Below are 16,137 nucleotides of genomic sequence, written 5' to 3' on the forward strand. Positions count from 1 at the left end.
TCGTCGAGAAAGAAAAATTTCGCGCGTGAGTTTGAGGCTGGGCCGATCGGCGGGGTGATCGGCGAAGAAATCAAAAGAATTGCAGAAGAAAATGCTTCTGTGCTCGTTCAAACAAGGAGGGCCGGCAAGCGCCGGCCCTTCTGCAATTCTGGCAGATAGCGCTCAGGCGACGCGCTGGGTACGGCTGAGCGGAATGATCTGCGCGGAACCGGCGGCCGAACGCGGCACGCGGCCTTCGACCGGATGGCCAGGATCGGTAAAGCCAGGGGTCGAGGGATGGCCAGTCGCGACGAGGCTGTCCACCAGTGCCTCATCGTCGGCGTCGATCTTCACATCGAGCGCACGGATATAGCCGTCCCACTGCTCTTCGGTGCGCGGACCCGCGATAGCCGAGGTGATGAGCTGGTTGTTCAGCACCCAGGCCAGCGCAAAGTCGGCGGCCGTCGTGCCCTTGGCCGCAGCATGGGCTGCTACCTTCTTGGCGACTTCGATGGATTCCTCGCGGAACTCTACATCGTGCATACGCTTGTCGCCGCGGCCGGCACGCGTATCGGCCCCCGGAGCCTCGCCGATATTGTACTTGCCGGTAAGCACGCCGCGGGCGAGCGGGCTATAAGAGACATTGCCCAAGCCGTTCGCGACAGCAGCGGGAAGCTGCTCAGCTTCGGCGGTGCGGTTGACGATGTTGTAGAGCGGCTGGCTGGCGATGGGACGATCGATGCCGAGCTGGTCGGCCAGATGCGCGACTTCGGCAATGCGCCAGCCACGGAAATTCGAGACGCCGAAATAGCGCAGCTTGCCGGCCTTGATCAGATCGGCAATGGCGCGGACGGGCTCATCGAGCGACGCATCGAACACGGCACGGTGGAAATAGATGATGTCGATGTAGTCGGTATCGAGATTGCGCAGCGAGTTCTCGACGGTTTCGTAGACCCACTTGCGCGAATAGCCGCCCTTGTTGGGCTTTGGATCGCGCGAATTGACGAACTTGGTGGCGAGCACCCAATCGTCACGATGCTTCTTGATGCCCTTGCCGACGGTCTGCTCGGACTTGCCGTCATGATAGACGTCGGCGGTATCGATGAAATTGATACCCTGTTCGTGCGCCTTGTCGATGATGCGAAAGGCAACATCATCAGGCGTCTGATTGCCGAACATCATGGTGCCCAAGGTGATCGGCGACACTTTCAGCGCGCTGCGGCCAAGATAGCGATAGTCGACCATGGAAAACTCCCTGTTCGTGGTGCCTGATAGTGGCACCATGGTCTTTTGCATTGAAGGTGGAATTGAGGTCAGGAGGCGAGCGCCCTGTTTCGGGTTTCGCCGCCGGCCGCCGCGGCGATGAGCGCGCGGGTGTAGTCGGTCTTGGGCTGACGCCAGATGGTCTTGTGGTCGCTCTCTTCGATGATGCGGGAATCCTTCATCACGATGACGCGGTCGGAGATGTATTGGACCACCGCCAGATCGTGCGAGATGAAGAGATAGCTTAGGCCCAGATCACGCTTGAGATCGACCAGGAGATTGAGAATCTGCGCCTGGATGGACACGTCGAGCGCTGAAACCGGTTCGTCGCAGATGACGAGCGAAGGTTTTAGGATCAGCGCCCGGGCAATACCGATGCGCTGGCGTTGACCGCCGGAGAATTCATGCGGATAGCGTTCGGCGGCGGAGAGCGGCAAGCGGACGTGATCGAAAGTTTGGGCTATGCGCTGGCGACGCTCCGCAGCGTCGCGCACCCCATGGACGATCAGCGGCGCTTCGAGAATGTCACGGATCGATTTTCGCGGGTTGAGCGAGCCGAACGGGTCCTGGAAAATCATCTGCAAGTCGCGGCGAACCGGCTGGAGCTGGTTTGGGCCGAGGCTGGTAATGTCCTGGCCTTGAAAACGGATGCTGCCGCTTTCGGCATTGACGAGGCGCATGATGGCTTTCGACAGGGTCGACTTGCCGCTGCCGGACTCGCCTACGATGCCAAGCGTTTCGCCTTTGGCCAGCGTTAGCGTGGCCTTGTCGAGCGCTCGGTTTTCACGATTGCGGGTCCTGTAGGTGACGGAGAGACCATCGACCTGCAGGATCGGCTCGTCGTCATTGGCGACGGGCGGCAGATCGCGCGGAACGGGCTGGCGGATTTGATAGTCGTTCTGGCCGTCGGCATCCCTAACCACACGGATCTCGGAAAGCGTGCGCGAGGTGTAGTGCACGCCGTCTTCGAGCCGGATCGAGGCTTGCGCCAAGCCACGCGTATAGGGATGGCGGTCGGGTGAGAAGAGTTCGGACGTCGGCAGTTCTTCGAGCTTGTCGCCGTGATACATGACGACGACGCGATCGCTCCAGCGCGAGACGACGCCAAGATCGTGGGTGATGAGCAGCAGGCCCATGGACAGCTTGCGGCGCAGTTCGTCGAGCAGTTCGAGGATTTGAGCCTGAATGGTCGCGTCGAGCGCCGTCGTTGGCTCGTCGGCTATAAGAAGTTTGGGTTTGCAGGCCACGGCGATGGCGATCATCACGCGCTGGCGCTGGCCGCCGGAAAGCTGGTGCGGGAAATCGTCGACGCGCTTTTCGGCATCGGGGATTTTCACGAGGTTGAGCAGTTCTATGGCGCGGGCACGCGCTTCCTTCCTGCTCAACTTTTCGTGGAGGCGCAGCACCTCGGCGATCTGGTTGCCGATAGTGGCGACCGGATTGAGGCTGGTCATCGGCTCCTGGAAGATCATGGCGATCTCCCGCCCACGCACCTTGCGAATGTCGCGGTCGGAAAGCTTTAGCAGGTCCGTGCCTTCGAAAGTGATCCGGCCATTGGGCACCTCAGCATTGCGCGGCAGGAGGCGCATCAAGGCCAGGGCGCTGAGCGATTTTCCCGAACCGGACTCCCCGACCACGGCGACGGTTTCGCCCCGATCGACGGAAAAGCTCAGGTGGCGAACAGGATCGGCGGAGCCGAAGCGGACAGTGAGGTTTTCGACCTCGAGAAGGCGGCTGGATGCAGGGCTCACGACCGTTCCTCCGAAAAGCGCGGGTTGAGCGCATCGTTGAGACCGTCGCCGATCAGGTTGAGAGCGAGCACGGTGAAGACGATGGCGAGACCCGGCAGGAAGGTGAGGTACCAGGCAGTGCGGATCAGTTCGCGGCCATTGCCGATCATCGAACCCCAGCTGACCACATTAGGATCGCCCAGGCCCATGAAGCTCAATGCCGATTCCATCAGGATGGCCGTCGCAACCATGACCGAGGCGGTGACGATCAGCGGCGGCAGTGCATTGGGCAGGATTTCCTTGAAGATGATGCGCGGGTGGCGGAAGCCTAGGCTGCGCGCGGCGACCACGTAGTCCTTCTCGCGGATGGCGCGGAACTCGGCGCGGGTGAGACGCGCCACCATGGGCCAGCTCACGATGGCGATGGCGACCGAAACAGTGGTGGCCGATGGCTGGGCGATGGCAACGAGGACCACCAGCAGCACGAAATTAGGAAGGGTCTGGAAGATTTCGATGATGCGAACGAGCACGTCATCGACCCAGCCGCCGAAATAGCCGGCCAGCGAACCGACAGTGATGCCGACACCAAGCCCCAGGGCCGTTGCGGTCAACCCGACAAAAAGCGAGATGCGTGCGCCGTGGAAGAGACCGGCCAGCACATTGCGGCCCATGGAATCCGTACCAAGCGGAAAGGCCGCATCCTGGCCCGGCCAGAGGAAGGGTTTTCCGACCATGCCCAGCGGATCGCCGGGAAAGGCGATGGGCGCAATGAGTGCAACCAAGACCATCAGGGAGAGGAAAACCAGCCCGAAAAGCGCATTGGGATTGCGCAGGAAGGCTGCGAGTTCACGCCGGCCCGCCGGCACGGAGACTGATGCCGTGCGCGTCGTGCGGGCGTCGGGTGCCTTGATATTGTGCCATTGAGGCGTATCCGGCTTTTCGGCCTGAGTAGCGCTGGCGCGCGACTGAATTGGCGTAGCGGCATGCGTGACGGCGGTTTCGGTCGTCATTTCTGCTCTCCGATGCGGGGATCGAGCCAGGCCTGCGCGAGGTCGACCACCGTGTTGGCCAGAATGACCAGGATGGACGAGAGCAGCAGGATGCCCAGAAGAACGGTGTAGTCGCGGCCCATCACGGCCTCGAAAGCGAGGCGCCCGAGGCCGGGCCAGCTATAGACAGTCTCCACCACTACGGCGCCGCCGAGCATGCCGCCGACATGCATGCCAGCCATGGTGGTGATGGGAATGAGCGCATTGCGCAGCACGTGCTTGACTGTCACCACCACGGGCGAGAGGCCCTTGGCGTAAGCGGTGCGCACAAAATCCTGGTTCTTGACCTCAAGCATGGCGGCGCGTGTCAGGCGGGCATAGATCGCGACATAGAAGAGCGCGAGTGAGGTCGCCGGCAGGACCATGTAGCGCGCCTTGTCGACGATGGCAGCAAAGCCGGTATAGGACGAGCCGATGGTCCCTGCCCCGCCGCTCGGCAGCCAACCCAGCGTCACCGAGAACAGCACGATCAGCATCAGGCCAATCCAGAAGCCCGGCACGGAATAGAACAGCAGCGCGAGGATCGAGAGCAGGCGATCCGGCAAGCGACCGGAAAAGGCAGCCATCAGCGACCCCAGCGTCAAGCCGATGAGAATGGCAATGGCCAGAGCCATGGCCATCAGCGTGAGCGTGCCGGGCAGGCGCTGCCCGATGAGTTCGGTCACCGGCATGCCGTAGCGCGGCGAAAAGCCGAGGCTGAACTGGGCCAGATTGCCGAGATAATTGGCGAGCTGCACCAGCACGGGATTGTCGAGACCGAAGCGCTCGCGCAGCGCCTGCATGGTTTCGACGGTCGCCGAACCAGCCTCGCCCGCCATGACGTCCGCTGCGTCGCCGGGGGCAAGCTGCAGCAGGAAGAAATTGAGAATGATGATGCCGAGGATGGTGGGCACCGCTTGCAGAAGCGTGCGTCGCAACGTCCTCAATATGCGCAGCAGTGCTGACATGAGCGCTTTCTCTTTCACTCGATAGGAGCAATGGGGTCCTTGCGGCATCCGGAAAGAGCGACGCTCGGCTCCGGGGTTCAGCCTGCGAAATTTATGTTGACTAGTTTTATAGGCTTTGTCAAATCTGCTTTGGCAAATTCATCCTGACTTTGCGCCATTTCAGGAACTAGCTTCTTACACAACAGCCAATTCTGAACATTTGCGCAAATTCATTGCTCTTCACAGGGCACGACGGAAACAGACAAACGCATTGGGATGCTGGTTTGGAAAAACCTGCTCCCGCCAACAGGAGACGAGGCATGACGATCAAGAACACGATTTCCGAGATCTGGTACACGCGCTGCCCCGTGCCCACTCCGGTTGGTCTGGCGGTGCAACTGGGTTTTCTGGAAGAGGCTTTCGCCAAGGAGGGCGTGAAGCTCAACTCGATCATCGACAGCAAGGATCGGGCGATCAGGTCGAGCCATTTCGACCATCACCTCAACTATTCCTTCCGCCACGGCGGCAATGTTCCGCCGATCCGTGCGCGCTCGGAAGGTAATCCGACTCGTCTCGTTGGCATCACCTGGACCGATGAGTTCCAGGCCATCATCACCCTGCCCGGTAGCGGCATCAAAACCACCAAGGACCTGGTCGGTCGCCGCTTCGGCATCGCTCGCCGCCCGCCTGGTATCGTCGATTTCATGGCCGCAACCGCGCTTAAGGGCCTCGTCTCGGCCCTCTCGCTGGAAGGTCTCTCGCATAAGCAAGTCGAGATCGTCGACATTGCGCTGACCGATTCCGTGCTCGATGGCCGCGAAGGCCCGCAGCTCTACGGCCTCCGCAATCGTCAGGCTTACGGTGCCGAAATCGCTGCCCTGCTGCGCGGCGAGGTGGATGCCATCTACGTCAAGGGAACCGGCGGCATTGCCGTCGCCAATCTGATCGCGGCCCATACCGTGGTCGAGTTCGGCTTCCATCCCGATCCCAGGATTCGCATCAATTCCGGCTCACCGCGCGTGCTGACCGTCGACGAACGCCTTGCCGAAGACCGGCCGGACCTCGTCGCTCGTCTCATCGAGACGCTGCATCGTGCCAGCGACTGGGCAGAGGCCCATCCCGACGATGTCCGCCGTTTCGTCGCCCGCGAGGTCGGCGCCTCCGAAGAAGTCGTGGCATCAGCCAATGGGCCGGACCTGCACAAGCATCTGGGGCTCGGTCTTGAGCCGGAACTGGTCGCCGCCATCGGGCACTACAAGGACTTCCTCTACGAGTGGGGCTTCCTCGAACGCGATTTTGACATCAACGCCTGGGTCGACCGCCGGCCTTGGGACGGCATCGACGTCCGCGCCGTCGCCTGAATTCCGAGGACACTTATGACCACCGATTTCACCCCCTATATCGCCAAGGCCGAACATCTCGGCCGACGCTTCGCCCTCACCGCAGGGCACTATGACGAAACCGGCGAATTTCCCTTCGCCAATTTTGACGCGCTTTACGAGGCCGGCCTGCTTGGGCTCGTAACGTCAACCGAGCATGGCGGCCTTGGCGGCGGCCTCAACGAAGCGCTTGCCGTGGTTTCGGCCGTGGCGCAGGGCGAGCCGTCCACGGCGCTGGTGCTGGCGATGCACTACAGCCAGCACTATGGCATCCGCGCCTCGGGCAAGTGGCCGCAGCATCTGATCGAGCGTGTCACCAAGGCCAATCGCGAAGGCGTGGCCCTGCTCAATGCAGCGCAGGTCGAGCCGCGCGTCGGGTCGCCTTCGCATGGCAGCCTGCCGGAAACGGTGGCGCGCAAGGTCGGCAATCAGTGGCGCATCACCGGCCACAAGACCTATGCGACCGGCATTCCGCTGCTCAAATGGGTTTCAGTACTGGCTGTTACCGACGAACCGGAACCGCGCCTCGGCTCCTTCCTCGTGCCGACCGATGCCGACGGCATTCGCGTCGAAAAGACCTGGAACGCCACCGGCATGCGCGCCACCAACAGCCATGACCTGATCCTCGATGACGTCGCCATCGATATCGACGATGTGCTTGATATCGCGCCGGCCACCGAAGGCCTCAAGCGCGACGAGCGCCTTGGCGCCTGGTATTTTACTCTCGTCCCTTCGATCTATGACGGCGCCGCTCGCGCCGCACGCGACTGGCTGGTGGATTTCACCAGCACCCGCGCCCCGGCCAGCCTCGGCGCACCGCTTTCCACCGTTCCACGGATCCAGGATGGCATCGGCCAGATCGAAGTCTGGCTCGCGACCAATCGGCGTCTGCTGCGCACGATTGCCGAGGATTTTGACGCGGGTCGTCCCTTTGGCTCTGACTCGGCTGCAACCAAGCATGTGGTGATCGAGAACGCCATTCTGGCGACAACCCTAGCGCTCGATCTCGGTGGCAATCCCGGCATCAGCCGCGACCATCCGCTGGAGCGGCACCATCGCGACGCGATCTCGGGCAAGGCCCATGCGCCGCAGAACAACATGATCCGCACTATTTTGGCCAAGGGCGCCTTCGCTCGCTACGCCGCGCGCAAGGACGAGCCTGTCGAACCCGTCGCCGTGCGTACGCCGACGCGTCCGCGCCTTGTCGCCAGCGCCTGAGGAAACACAGATGAGCCAGGAACCCAAATCCGTCTGGTACACGCGCTGCCCTGCCCCAACACCGCTCTCCATCGCGGCCCAGCTTGGCTGGGTGGACGAGGCATTTGGCACCAGGAGCGTTGCAGTTGCCTCGATCCGCGATAGCAAAGACCCGGCGGTTCGCCAGAGCCATTTTACCCATGCACTTGACTGGTCTTTCCGCCAGGGCGGCAATATCCCGCCGATCTGGGCACGTTCTGGCGGTCGGGAAACCCGCATCGTCGGCATCACCACGACCGATGAATTCCAGGCGGTTATTTCCCTGCCTACGACTGGCATCAAGACCGCGAAAGACCTCAAGGGGCGCAAGGTTGGCGTGCCGCGGCAGGCTGGTGGCATCGTCGACTTCCAGCGCGCAACTGCGCTCAAGGGGATCGTCTCGGCGCTCTCGCTTGAGGGGTTGACGGCTGGGGATGTCGAGATTGTCTATCTCGACGCGCGCGAGCCCGCTTTGCTGGAAATAGGCAATGCGACCTTCCTCGGCCTCAAGCGCCGCTATCCCTATGGCGGTGAATTGCTGGCTCTCGCCCGCGGAGAAATCGACGCCTTCTTCGTCAAGGGCGCCGAAGGCCTGGTGCTCGCCAATCAGATCGGCGCGACTATCGTTTCCGAATTTGGCTTCCACCCAGATGCCCGCATCCGCATCAACAATGGTACGCCGCGCCCGCTGACGGTCGATGCAAAGTTTGCCGATGAGCGACCGGACCTCGTGGCTGAACTCGTGGCCACCGTCGACCGCGTCGGCGCGTGGGCCGAGGCGCATCCTGAGGACACGGTGCGTTTCATCGCCCGGGAAATCGGCGTTGCCGAGGAAGCGATCTGGGCCGCCAATGGCACGAATGTCCATCGCCACCTGAAATTGACACTGGAAGACGAGCAGATCGACGCCCTCTCCCATTTCAAGGATTTCCTTCTCGAGTGGGGCTTTATTCCCGCCGATTTCGACGTCGCCGCATGGGTCGATCCGCGCGCACTTGATGCCGCACGGCGCAGCGAGGCCGCATGACTACTCCCTTTGTCGATATCGCCATCATCGGCGGCGGCCCCGGCGGGCTGGCGCTCGCCCAAGGGCTCAAGAAGAACGGCATCGAAGCTGCCGTGTTCGAGCGCGATGCCGTGCGGGCCGATTATGTGCAGGGCTTTCGCCTGCGCCTCAGGCAGCGCGGCCTTGATGCGCTTGAGGCCAATCTGCCGCCGCACCTCTTCGAAGCATTCCTCGCCACGCTGGGCCGGGCGCCAACGGAAAACACGGCGCTCGACGAAAATTTCAACCCGGTGGATAGCAGCGCCTGGGGCCGCGGTGTCGAGGACACGCATGTCGAAAAGTCGGTAAGCCGCATCACCTTGCGACAGATTCTGCTGTCGGGCCTCGAAGATGTTGTACAGACCGGCAAGCAGTTCCTGCGCTACGAGATAGAGCCCGAAGGTACGGTGCTGTCGCACTTTGCCGATGGGTCGCAGGTACGTTCCAATATTCTCGTCGGCGCCGACGGCGCGGGCTCGGCTGTGCGGCGGCAATTGCTACCTGACTTAAAGAGCATCGACACAGGTGTGCGTCGGCTCGCCGGCAAGATGACCCTCGATGCGGCTGCGCTGCATGGCATCGAATCCGTCCTGCTCGACACCAATGCCAATATCCGCCCAAGCGAGGGCCACAACCTGATGATCACCAGTCATCGCGTTGATCCCTCGGCCTTCGACCAGCACGGCGTCATCGGCAGGAATGACGTGACCCATAAGGATATTGCCGGTTTCCACTTCAACAACACGACCAGCTATGTCTGGTGGAACACGGCCTATGAGGTCGGCGAGTTGGCGCCGGACGATGTGCTCGAAACCCTTTCCGGCGCTGAACTTCTAGAAGTGCTGCTGGCAAAGATCGAGCATTGGGACGAGCGCATTCTCAAGCTGATCCGCCATACCGATCCGTCGACCGTGGCTCTCCTGAAAGTGCGCTCGTCGCAGCCCGGTGCAGTCTGGGAAACGGGACCTGTGACCCTTCTGGGCGATTCCATTCACGCCATGACCTATTTCCGTGCGCTGGGCGGCAATACCGCCCTCTACGACACGGGCCTGCTCGTGCCGCAACTTGTGGCCGCCCGCCAACGCGGCAAGCCCATCCTCGCAGCGCTCAACGACTACGAAAACGCCATGCGCGAGCATGGCTACGAGGCCGTGCGCTCCTCGCTCACTGCCATGCAGAACAATGTCGCCGCCGGCCGCGCCCTAAAGGGCGTTGCCGCCGAGTAGAACCATAGAAAGCCCCATTCCATGTCCATCGTCGTCTTCGGCGCCTCCGGCAATATCGGCGGCAATATCCGCAAGGAAGCCCTGTCGCGCGGTCTTCGCGTGACGGCCGTCACCAATTCGAGCCCGCTCGACGCGGCGCCCAACTTGACTACGCTCACGGCAGATCTGGCCGATACGGAAGCCGTTGCACGGATTGTTTCCGGCCATGATGCAGTGATTTCGGCCTATAGCCCCGGTCTCCGAAAGTACTCGGCAGATGAGGCGGCCGAGCTCATTCGCCGCGCACATGAATCGCTCTTCGAGGGCGTAAAGCTTGGTGGCGTGAAGCGGCTGATCCTTGTCGGCGGCGTCGGCAGCCTTGAAGCCAGCCCCGGCGTCGATGTGGTCGATAGCGATTTTTATCCTGCCGATCACAAGGCCCATACGCTGCGCAATCGCGAGATTTTGCGCGCGCTCAAGCGCGGCGAATATGATCTCGACTGGACCTATGTCTCCCCGCCGCTTGAAATCAAGGCCGGCGAGCGCACCGGTAAGTTCCGCCTCGGAGAAGACCAGCTTTTACGAGATGCCGCAGGCAATAGCCGTATTTCCGAGGCCGATTTCGCCGTCGCCATTCTCGATGAGCTGGAACAGGGCCACTACGTCCGTCGTCGCTTCACGGCGGCCTATTGAGCCGATTGCTTGGGACTTTAGCATGACCACGTACAAGCGCCGGCTCAACCTCAATGTCGGCATCAACACGACCGGATATCTCGGCAACGCCTGGAAATATCGCACCGGTACGCGCGAGGAAATCACCGATCCCGCCTACTATTTAAGGCTGACGCAACTGGCTCATCGCGGGCGGTTCGACTCGGTCTTTTTCTCCGATCATCCGGCGCTGATGACGGACCCCAACAGCCGGCCGTTCCACACGATCGATCCGCTGATCCTGGTCACGGCGTTGGCGGCGCAGGTGCCCGATATCGGCTTTGTCGCCACCATGTCGTCGACCTATAATTCGCCCTATAATCTGGCGCGGCGGACGCAGTCGACCGATATTATTTCGGCCGGCCGACTGATCATCAATATCGTCTCTTCGTTCAATCCTGCGGTTGCGGCCAATTTCAGCAATGAGCCGCTGCCCCCGCGTGATGTGCGTTACGCCAAGGCGCGGGAATTTCTCGATGTGGCCAAGAAACTCTGGGCCAGTTGGGATCCGCGGCGGGCCGGCGAGGTGCCGCCCGAGCGGTTTTGGGATGCGAGCCAGGCGCAAGCCATTGAACATGAAGGCGAATATTTCTCGGTCAAAGGGGCGCTCAATGTGCCGCGTGGTCCGCAGGGACATCCGGTGATCGCGCAGGCCGGCGCTTCGGAAGGCGGAATCGATCTTGCGGCGCGGCATGGCGAGATCATTTATTGCAATATTCTCTCGCGTGAAGCGGGGCAGGCTTTCCGCAAGAAAGTCTTCGATCGCGCCAGGGAAGTTGGCCGCGACACCTCGGAAATCCGCATTGTGCCGGGGCTCGTCGCCATTGTCGGGGAGACGCGCGAGGAGGCCCTGCGCAAGCATGAACTCTTCAGTGGTGCGGGCTCGGAAGATGGGCTGCTTGCACGTTTCATCAGAGAAAACGGGCTCGATGCAGACACCTTCAATCCTGATGAAGTGCTTGATGCCCAACGTTTTATTCCCGACCCCAATCGCATCATGGCCGTTGGTATGGGGCTCGGGCTTTCCGACCTCCTGGCGCATGAAAAGCTAACGGCGCGTCAGGTGGTTCGGCGCTCTGAGGGGCACCACCGACTGGTGCTGGGGACGGCCGAAGAAGTGGCCGACCAGATCATCGATCTCTGGGCCGATGGGACGGTGGATGGCTATACCTATCAGCCGCCGCGGGCGCCGGATGATATCGAGGAATTCGTCGAAAAGGTCGTACCGATCCTAAGGGATCGCGGGGTCTATCCCACTGAATATGAAGGCAAAACGATCAGGGATCGTTATGGCCTGCCCTACCCCGCCTAAGCTGCGTTTTCGAAAGTAAGTACATGACGACCAAGGACAAGATCTTTCTCATCGCTCCGGGTTTTGACGATCCCAAGCGCGACAACGGGCCGTTCGTTTGCCCCTATTGCAATCAGGTCGAGGGGTTGCTGGCGAGTTTTCCGGCGCTAGCTGAGAAAGTGGAAGTGACTCGCCTACCTTTTCCGCGGCCCCGGCTGCCGGTGATCGCGCTGATTGGCGAGGAGAATCAAGGGCTTCCGGTGCTGGTGTTCGGCGAGAATCCGCCGGCGGATGCGCGGGAGGCGAATGGGAATTTCTTTATCAGCGACACGCCGCGCATCCTGGCGCTGCTCGCGGAGCGGCACGGATTTCCCAAGCTACATTAAGGGCTTAGCGGGTCAGGCGACGAGGTCGTTATTGATGCTCTCGACGCCGCCGGCCGCCTGCATGTCGGCGAGGCTGGTATTGTCCAGAACCTCGGCGATGGCGTTGCGGACGTTGAACATCAGCTTGCGGACGCGGCAGGTTTCGATGTCGCAATCGGCGCAGGGCTGGTAGCGGGTTTTGCTGGCGCAGGGGATCGGCGCGAGGGGGCCATCGAGCACGCGAACGACGTGGCCGATCATGATTTCTTCAGGCGGGCGAGCAAGATAGTAGCCACCGTACTTGCCTTTGCGCGAGTAGACGAAGCCCGCATTGCGCAGCTCGGAGAGGATGGCGTCGAGGAATTTTTTGGGGATGTTATTCGTCGCGGCGATGTCGCCGACCATGGCCAGATCGCCCGGTTTCACGCCGGAGAGGTGGCCCAAGGCCTTCAGACCATATTTGCCCTTGTTGGTGAGCATAGCGAACCGACCATCCTTCAAGCTGCGCGAAAATTTCGCGCAGTTGGTAGATAAAGTCGATCAATCTTCTTAACAAGGGGCTCTATGCCCGATCGGGCCTTTGGGGCGCCTATCGGCTAGCAGACTGTTAGCAATGAGTGTCGCTTTGGGCTGAATTGGTGACTCTAAAGCGTCTTGCCCTTGTACGAGACGAGTGGAGCGGTGTCCGGGGTCGAGGTGAAGTCCAAAACCCGGCCGATGACGATGGCCGTACCGAAGCGTTCGATGACTTCCTCGATGCGGCAATCGATGACGCCAGCCGCCCCTGCGAGAACCGGCGCGCCGGATGCCAACTTGGTCCAGGAGCCGAGGCTGAAGCGATCGGCGCCCTTGAGGTCGCCCTTGCCGCCGAAGGGACTGGCGAGATCGGCTTGCGCGGTCGAGAGATAATTGATGGCGAAGTGATTGCCGTCGAGCATGGTCTGCAGGGCCGAGGTCTTCTTGTCGACCGAGACCATCATCATGGGTGGTTCGGCGCAGAGATGGGTGGCGGAGAGGGCGAGGAAACCGCGGGGGCCATCCTTGCCTTCGGCGGTAACGATGGCGGTACCGACGGCGCGAAGCCCGACTGCCTGCCAGAAGGTGCGGATATCGATCACCCGCTCGGCATTTGCTGTTTCAGTCACGCGATTCTCCATTGCTGGGGCGCAGGATAGAGCGTCATCCAGATACTCGCGCGAAGAAAATTTAGCGCCAGCAGAAGATTGGCTTTCGCCTATTCGTAGACCTTGCCGAAGCGCCAGTAGCCCATGAGGTTGAGAAGGCTGCGGTCGATGCCGCGCTCCTTGATGAGGGTGCGGCGGATGGACATGATGGCTTCGGACTCGCCGGCGATCCATGCATAGAAAGCGCCTTCGGTGGCCTTGGCCAGTTCCCAGGGCACTGTGGTGTCGATGTCGATGGCTTCGAGCTCGGTGCCGGCCTGTTCGGCATTGGCAGCAGGGAGTTTTGCGCGCTCGACAGCGGCGACGAGGAGGTCGCCGGGGCGCGGGTCACCTTCTTCGTGGCGGATGAGCCAGTGGATATTGAGGCCGGGCCAGTTGGGAAGGGGCAGCGCGTCGGCGCGGTCGGCGACTTCGGCAAAAACTTCGCAGGGTGGCGGGTTTGGCCGGGCAGCGAGTTCTTCGAGGATGCCGGCAAGGGCGGGGATGGCGGTTTCGTCGGCCATGAGAAGGACGTGGCGCGGATCGGCGGGTGGCTTCCATTCAAAGCCGCCGCCGATCTTTTCGGCGCGGCGATTGGGGGCCGAGATTTGCACCTTGTCGCCCGGCTTGGCGTGGGTGGCCCAGCGGGAAGCGGGGCCGTTTTCGCCATGGAGGACGAATTCGACGTCGACTTCGGCCTGGTCGGCGCGGAGATTGCGGATCGTGTAGGTGCGCATGGGGACGCGCTCGGCGACCGGCACGGATTTGTAGATCGAGTACCAGTCTTCCCGGTCCGGCATGTCCGGGATGCGGCCATCATCGGTGGGGAAGAAGATCTTTATGCGCTGGTCGGGCGCCCAGGTGGCCATTTCGGCGATGTCGGGGCCGGAAAAGGTGATGCGGCGCAGATGCGGGGTGACGTCTTCGGAACGAGCATGGGCCGCGTTGAAGATGCGATAGGGACGTGTGTGGGACATATTCAGGCGTGGCCGATGACGGGAGAGAGGGCGAGCGAGGAGCGATCGCCCGACAGCGCGGCGCGGGCCAAGGCAAATTGCAATGAGTGCACGTCGGAATATTCGGCGGGCTCCCAGCCGCAGACGCAATTGCGTGGCGGCAGGTGGGAATCGGCGACTTCGCGATAGACCTTGCCGAGGGCGGTAGCGAGCGTTTCGAGGACGTCCATGGGTTGCGCCTGGTTCACTTCCAGCGCTTCGCAGAAGAGGGTCAGGACGCGCTGATGGAGAATATCCGCATTGTCGCGATCGGCGTCGGGGTCGGCATTTTGGTGCATGGCAACTCCGGGCACTGGCCGAAGCGGCGCCCGCTTTAATATGAATTGTTTGGTCATATTAAAGAGGTGTGGGGTGGGATGCAAGGGGCGTCGGAGGTTGGCGGTTTACCTCCCCCACCAAAGGGGAGTTTTGACTTCAGACTTCGTGGCTCCCCCTACCCCCACCCTTAATCCCTCCCCACAAGGGGGAGGGAGACGAAGGAGACGGAAGACCGAGGCAAGCGCTTTCCTCACCCTTGTGGGGAGGGAATGAGGGTGAGGGCGGCACACTATCAAGGGGAGTGTGGCGTCGGGTGAAGTGCTTCTCGGCCGTTCCGCGATCGTCACCACCGGCTTGTCCCGGCGGTCCCCAGCGGAGGCGAGATGGATTGCCGGGACAAGCCCGGCAATGACGATGGGAGGAGTATGAGCGTTAGTCCGAAGGCGGATTGGACTAGCGCAGCCGCTGGCCGTCTTTCGCAAAAATCAGCAGTGAGGCGGGGTTGAACCTGGCCTGGTAGCGGTCGCCGGTCTTCAATGTGCGGTTGTTGTCGGTGGCGATGGTCAAGAGGTTGGAGCCGGTGCCACGGGCATAGGCGTAGGTTTCCCCGCCCAGGTGCTCGATGATTTCGACTGATGTGTCGAGCGCGGCCGTGCCGGTGGGGTCGAAGTGTTCGGGGCGGATGCCGACGGTGACGGCGGTGCCGGCCGGGATGGCGATGGGGGACGGGATGAGGTCGTTGGGGAAATCGGCGAGGCGGATGCCGCCGGCTTCGACGGTGCCGTCGAGGAGGTTCATTTTCGGCGAGCCGATGAAGCCGGCGACGAAGAGATTGTCCGGGTCGTCATAGAGTTCGAGCGGCGAGCCGGCCTGTTCGATGATGCCATCGCGCAGGACCACGATCTTGTCGGCCAGGGTCATGGCTTCGACCTGGTCATGGGTGACGTAGATGATGGTGGTGTTCAGCTCCTTGTGGAGCCGGGCGATTTCGATGCGCATGTGAACGCGCAGTTCGGCATCGAGGTTGGAGAGCGGTTCGTCGAAGAGGAACACGTCCGGGTGGCGGACGATGGCGCGGCCGATGGCAACGCGCTGGCGCTGGCCGCCAGAGAGCTGGCCGGGGCGGCGATCGAGCAGCTTGCCAAGCTCGAGAATGCGGGCGGCCTCATCGACACGCCTCGCGATTTCGTCCTTGGGGCGGCCGGCGAATTTAAGGGCAAAGCCCATGTTTTCGCGGACCGTCATATGCGGATAGAGCGCATAGGACTGGAACACCATGGCGATGCCGCGCTGGGCGGGATCGACATCGTTCATGCGCTTGTCGCCGATGAAGAGATCTCCGGAGGAAATCTGCTCAAGCCCGGCGATCATGCGCAGGAGGGTGGACTTGCCGCAGCCCGAGGGACCGACAAAGACCACGAACTGCTTGTCTTCGATGTCGAGATCGACACCCTTGATCACATGCACCGCGCCGAAAGATTTCTTCACATTGCGTAGTTTCAAGCCGGACATGCTGACTGT

Annotated in this window: 16 protein-coding genes; 7 read left to right on the forward strand and 9 right to left on the reverse strand. The window is 61.8% G+C overall.

Annotation, left to right across the window (positions count from 1 at the left end):
* Positions 1-162 precede the first annotated feature (162 nt).
* The 4 genes from JP75_RS19280 to JP75_RS19295 form a co-directional block, all read right to left on the reverse strand.
* Positions 163-1,224, reverse strand: a complete 1,062-nt coding sequence (locus JP75_RS19280; RefSeq protein ID WP_035086109.1) for an aldo/keto reductase — start codon at positions 1,222-1,224, stop codon at positions 163-165.
* A gap of 68 nt (positions 1,225-1,292) precedes the next feature.
* A complete protein-coding gene (locus JP75_RS19285) occupies positions 1,293-2,993 on the reverse strand; it encodes an ABC transporter ATP-binding protein (RefSeq protein WP_035086110.1) in 1,701 nt (566 codons plus the stop codon).
* Positions 2,990-3,982 (reverse strand): ABC transporter permease, encoded by a 993-nt coding sequence (locus JP75_RS19290; RefSeq protein ID WP_035086112.1) that lies wholly within the window; start codon positions 3,980-3,982, stop codon positions 2,990-2,992. The genes JP75_RS19285 and JP75_RS19290 overlap by 4 nt, the downstream gene beginning before the upstream one ends.
* Positions 3,979-4,968: an ABC transporter permease gene (locus tag JP75_RS19295; RefSeq protein WP_035086113.1), complete on the reverse strand. Its 990-nt coding sequence runs from the start codon at positions 4,966-4,968 to the stop codon at positions 3,979-3,981. The genes JP75_RS19290 and JP75_RS19295 overlap by 4 nt, the downstream gene beginning before the upstream one ends.
* Before the next feature lie 299 nt (positions 4,969-5,267).
* On the opposite strand from JP75_RS19295, the gene JP75_RS19300 reads away from it, so the two are divergent.
* Genes JP75_RS19300 through JP75_RS19330 form a run of 7 tightly spaced genes read left to right on the forward strand, consistent with a single transcriptional unit; the run spans position 5,268 to position 12,200 of the window.
* Positions 5,268-6,308: an ABC transporter substrate-binding protein gene (locus JP75_RS19300; RefSeq protein ID WP_035086115.1), complete on the forward strand. Its 1,041-nt coding sequence runs from the start codon at positions 5,268-5,270 to the stop codon at positions 6,306-6,308.
* A gap of 15 nt (positions 6,309-6,323) precedes the next feature.
* Entirely contained in the window at positions 6,324-7,544 is a 1,221-nt protein-coding gene (locus JP75_RS19305) for an acyl-CoA dehydrogenase family protein (RefSeq protein WP_035086117.1), read from the forward strand.
* Positions 7,545-7,554: 10 nt separating this feature from the next.
* Positions 7,555-8,589 carry an ABC transporter substrate-binding protein gene (locus JP75_RS19310; protein ID WP_035086119.1) on the forward strand — a complete coding sequence of 345 codons (1,035 nt, stop codon included), beginning with the start codon at positions 7,555-7,557 and terminating at the stop codon, positions 8,587-8,589.
* Entirely contained in the window at positions 8,586-9,833 is a 1,248-nt protein-coding gene (locus JP75_RS19315) for an FAD-dependent oxidoreductase (protein ID WP_035086121.1), read from the forward strand. The genes JP75_RS19310 and JP75_RS19315 overlap by 4 nt, the downstream gene beginning before the upstream one ends.
* A gap of 21 nt (positions 9,834-9,854) precedes the next feature.
* Complete coding sequence (locus tag JP75_RS19320) at positions 9,855-10,505, forward strand: NAD(P)-dependent oxidoreductase (protein WP_035086123.1); 651 nt, start codon at positions 9,855-9,857, stop codon at positions 10,503-10,505.
* 22 nt (positions 10,506-10,527) lie between these two features.
* Complete coding sequence (locus tag JP75_RS19325; RefSeq protein ID WP_035086124.1) at positions 10,528-11,835, forward strand: NtaA/DmoA family FMN-dependent monooxygenase; 1,308 nt, start codon at positions 10,528-10,530, stop codon at positions 11,833-11,835.
* Between the two features lie 23 nt (positions 11,836-11,858).
* Entirely contained in the window at positions 11,859-12,200 is a 342-nt protein-coding gene (locus JP75_RS19330) for a DUF3088 domain-containing protein (RefSeq protein WP_035086126.1), read from the forward strand.
* Between the two features lie 12 nt (positions 12,201-12,212).
* Here the strand turns inward: JP75_RS19330 and JP75_RS19335 are convergent, their stop codons facing one another.
* The 5 genes from JP75_RS19335 to JP75_RS19355 all read right to left on the reverse strand — a co-directional run bounded on the left by JP75_RS19335 (position 12,213) and on the right by JP75_RS19355 (position 16,128).
* Positions 12,213-12,659, reverse strand: a complete 447-nt coding sequence (locus JP75_RS19335; RefSeq protein ID WP_035086128.1) for an RrF2 family transcriptional regulator — start codon at positions 12,657-12,659, stop codon at positions 12,213-12,215.
* Between the two features lie 164 nt (positions 12,660-12,823).
* Entirely contained in the window at positions 12,824-13,324 is a 501-nt protein-coding gene (locus JP75_RS19340) for a flavin reductase family protein (protein WP_244446361.1), read from the reverse strand.
* Positions 13,325-13,413: 89 nt separating this feature from the next.
* Entirely contained in the window at positions 13,414-14,319 is a 906-nt protein-coding gene (locus JP75_RS19345; RefSeq protein WP_035086133.1) for a siderophore-interacting protein, read from the reverse strand.
* Between the two features lie 2 nt (positions 14,320-14,321).
* Complete coding sequence (locus JP75_RS19350) at positions 14,322-14,636, reverse strand: hypothetical protein (RefSeq protein ID WP_051960938.1); 315 nt, start codon at positions 14,634-14,636, stop codon at positions 14,322-14,324.
* Positions 14,637-15,069: 433 nt separating this feature from the next.
* On the reverse strand, positions 15,070-16,128 hold the full coding sequence (locus JP75_RS19355; RefSeq protein WP_035086135.1) for an ABC transporter ATP-binding protein: 1,059 nt from the start codon (positions 16,126-16,128) through the stop codon (positions 15,070-15,072).
* Between the last annotated feature and the right edge of the window lie 9 nt (positions 16,129-16,137).

It is taken from the genome of Devosia riboflavina (genome assembly GCF_000743575.1).
Taxonomy (GTDB): domain Bacteria; phylum Pseudomonadota; class Alphaproteobacteria; order Rhizobiales; family Devosiaceae; genus Devosia; species Devosia riboflavina.

Coding starts and splice junctions, on each gene's coding strand:
- JP75_RS19280 (WP_035086109.1), bottom strand. CDS start 1,224: ATGGTCGACTATCGCTATCTTGGCCGCAGCGCGCTGAAAGTGTCGCCG.
- JP75_RS19290 (WP_035086112.1), bottom strand. CDS start 3,982: ATGACGACCGAAACCGCCGTCACGCATGCCGCTACGCCAATTCAGTCG.
- JP75_RS19295 (WP_035086113.1), bottom strand. CDS start 4,968: ATGTCAGCACTGCTGCGCATATTGAGGACGTTGCGACGCACGCTTCTG.
- JP75_RS19300 (WP_035086115.1), top strand. CDS start 5,268: ATGACGATCAAGAACACGATTTCCGAGATCTGGTACACGCGCTGCCCC.
- JP75_RS19305 (WP_035086117.1), top strand. CDS start 6,324: ATGACCACCGATTTCACCCCCTATATCGCCAAGGCCGAACATCTCGGC.
- JP75_RS19310 (WP_035086119.1), top strand. CDS start 7,555: ATGAGCCAGGAACCCAAATCCGTCTGGTACACGCGCTGCCCTGCCCCA.
- JP75_RS19315 (WP_035086121.1), top strand. CDS start 8,586: ATGACTACTCCCTTTGTCGATATCGCCATCATCGGCGGCGGCCCCGGC.
- JP75_RS19320 (WP_035086123.1), top strand. CDS start 9,855: ATGTCCATCGTCGTCTTCGGCGCCTCCGGCAATATCGGCGGCAATATC.
- JP75_RS19325 (WP_035086124.1), top strand. CDS start 10,528: ATGACCACGTACAAGCGCCGGCTCAACCTCAATGTCGGCATCAACACG.
- JP75_RS19330 (WP_035086126.1), top strand. CDS start 11,859: ATGACGACCAAGGACAAGATCTTTCTCATCGCTCCGGGTTTTGACGAT.
- JP75_RS19335 (WP_035086128.1), bottom strand. CDS start 12,659: ATGCTCACCAACAAGGGCAAATATGGTCTGAAGGCCTTGGGCCACCTC.
- JP75_RS19345 (WP_035086133.1), bottom strand. CDS start 14,319: ATGTCCCACACACGTCCCTATCGCATCTTCAACGCGGCCCATGCTCGT.
- JP75_RS19350 (WP_051960938.1), bottom strand. CDS start 14,636: ATGCACCAAAATGCCGACCCCGACGCCGATCGCGACAATGCGGATATT.
- JP75_RS19355 (WP_035086135.1), bottom strand. CDS start 16,128: ATGTCCGGCTTGAAACTACGCAATGTGAAGAAATCTTTCGGCGCGGTG.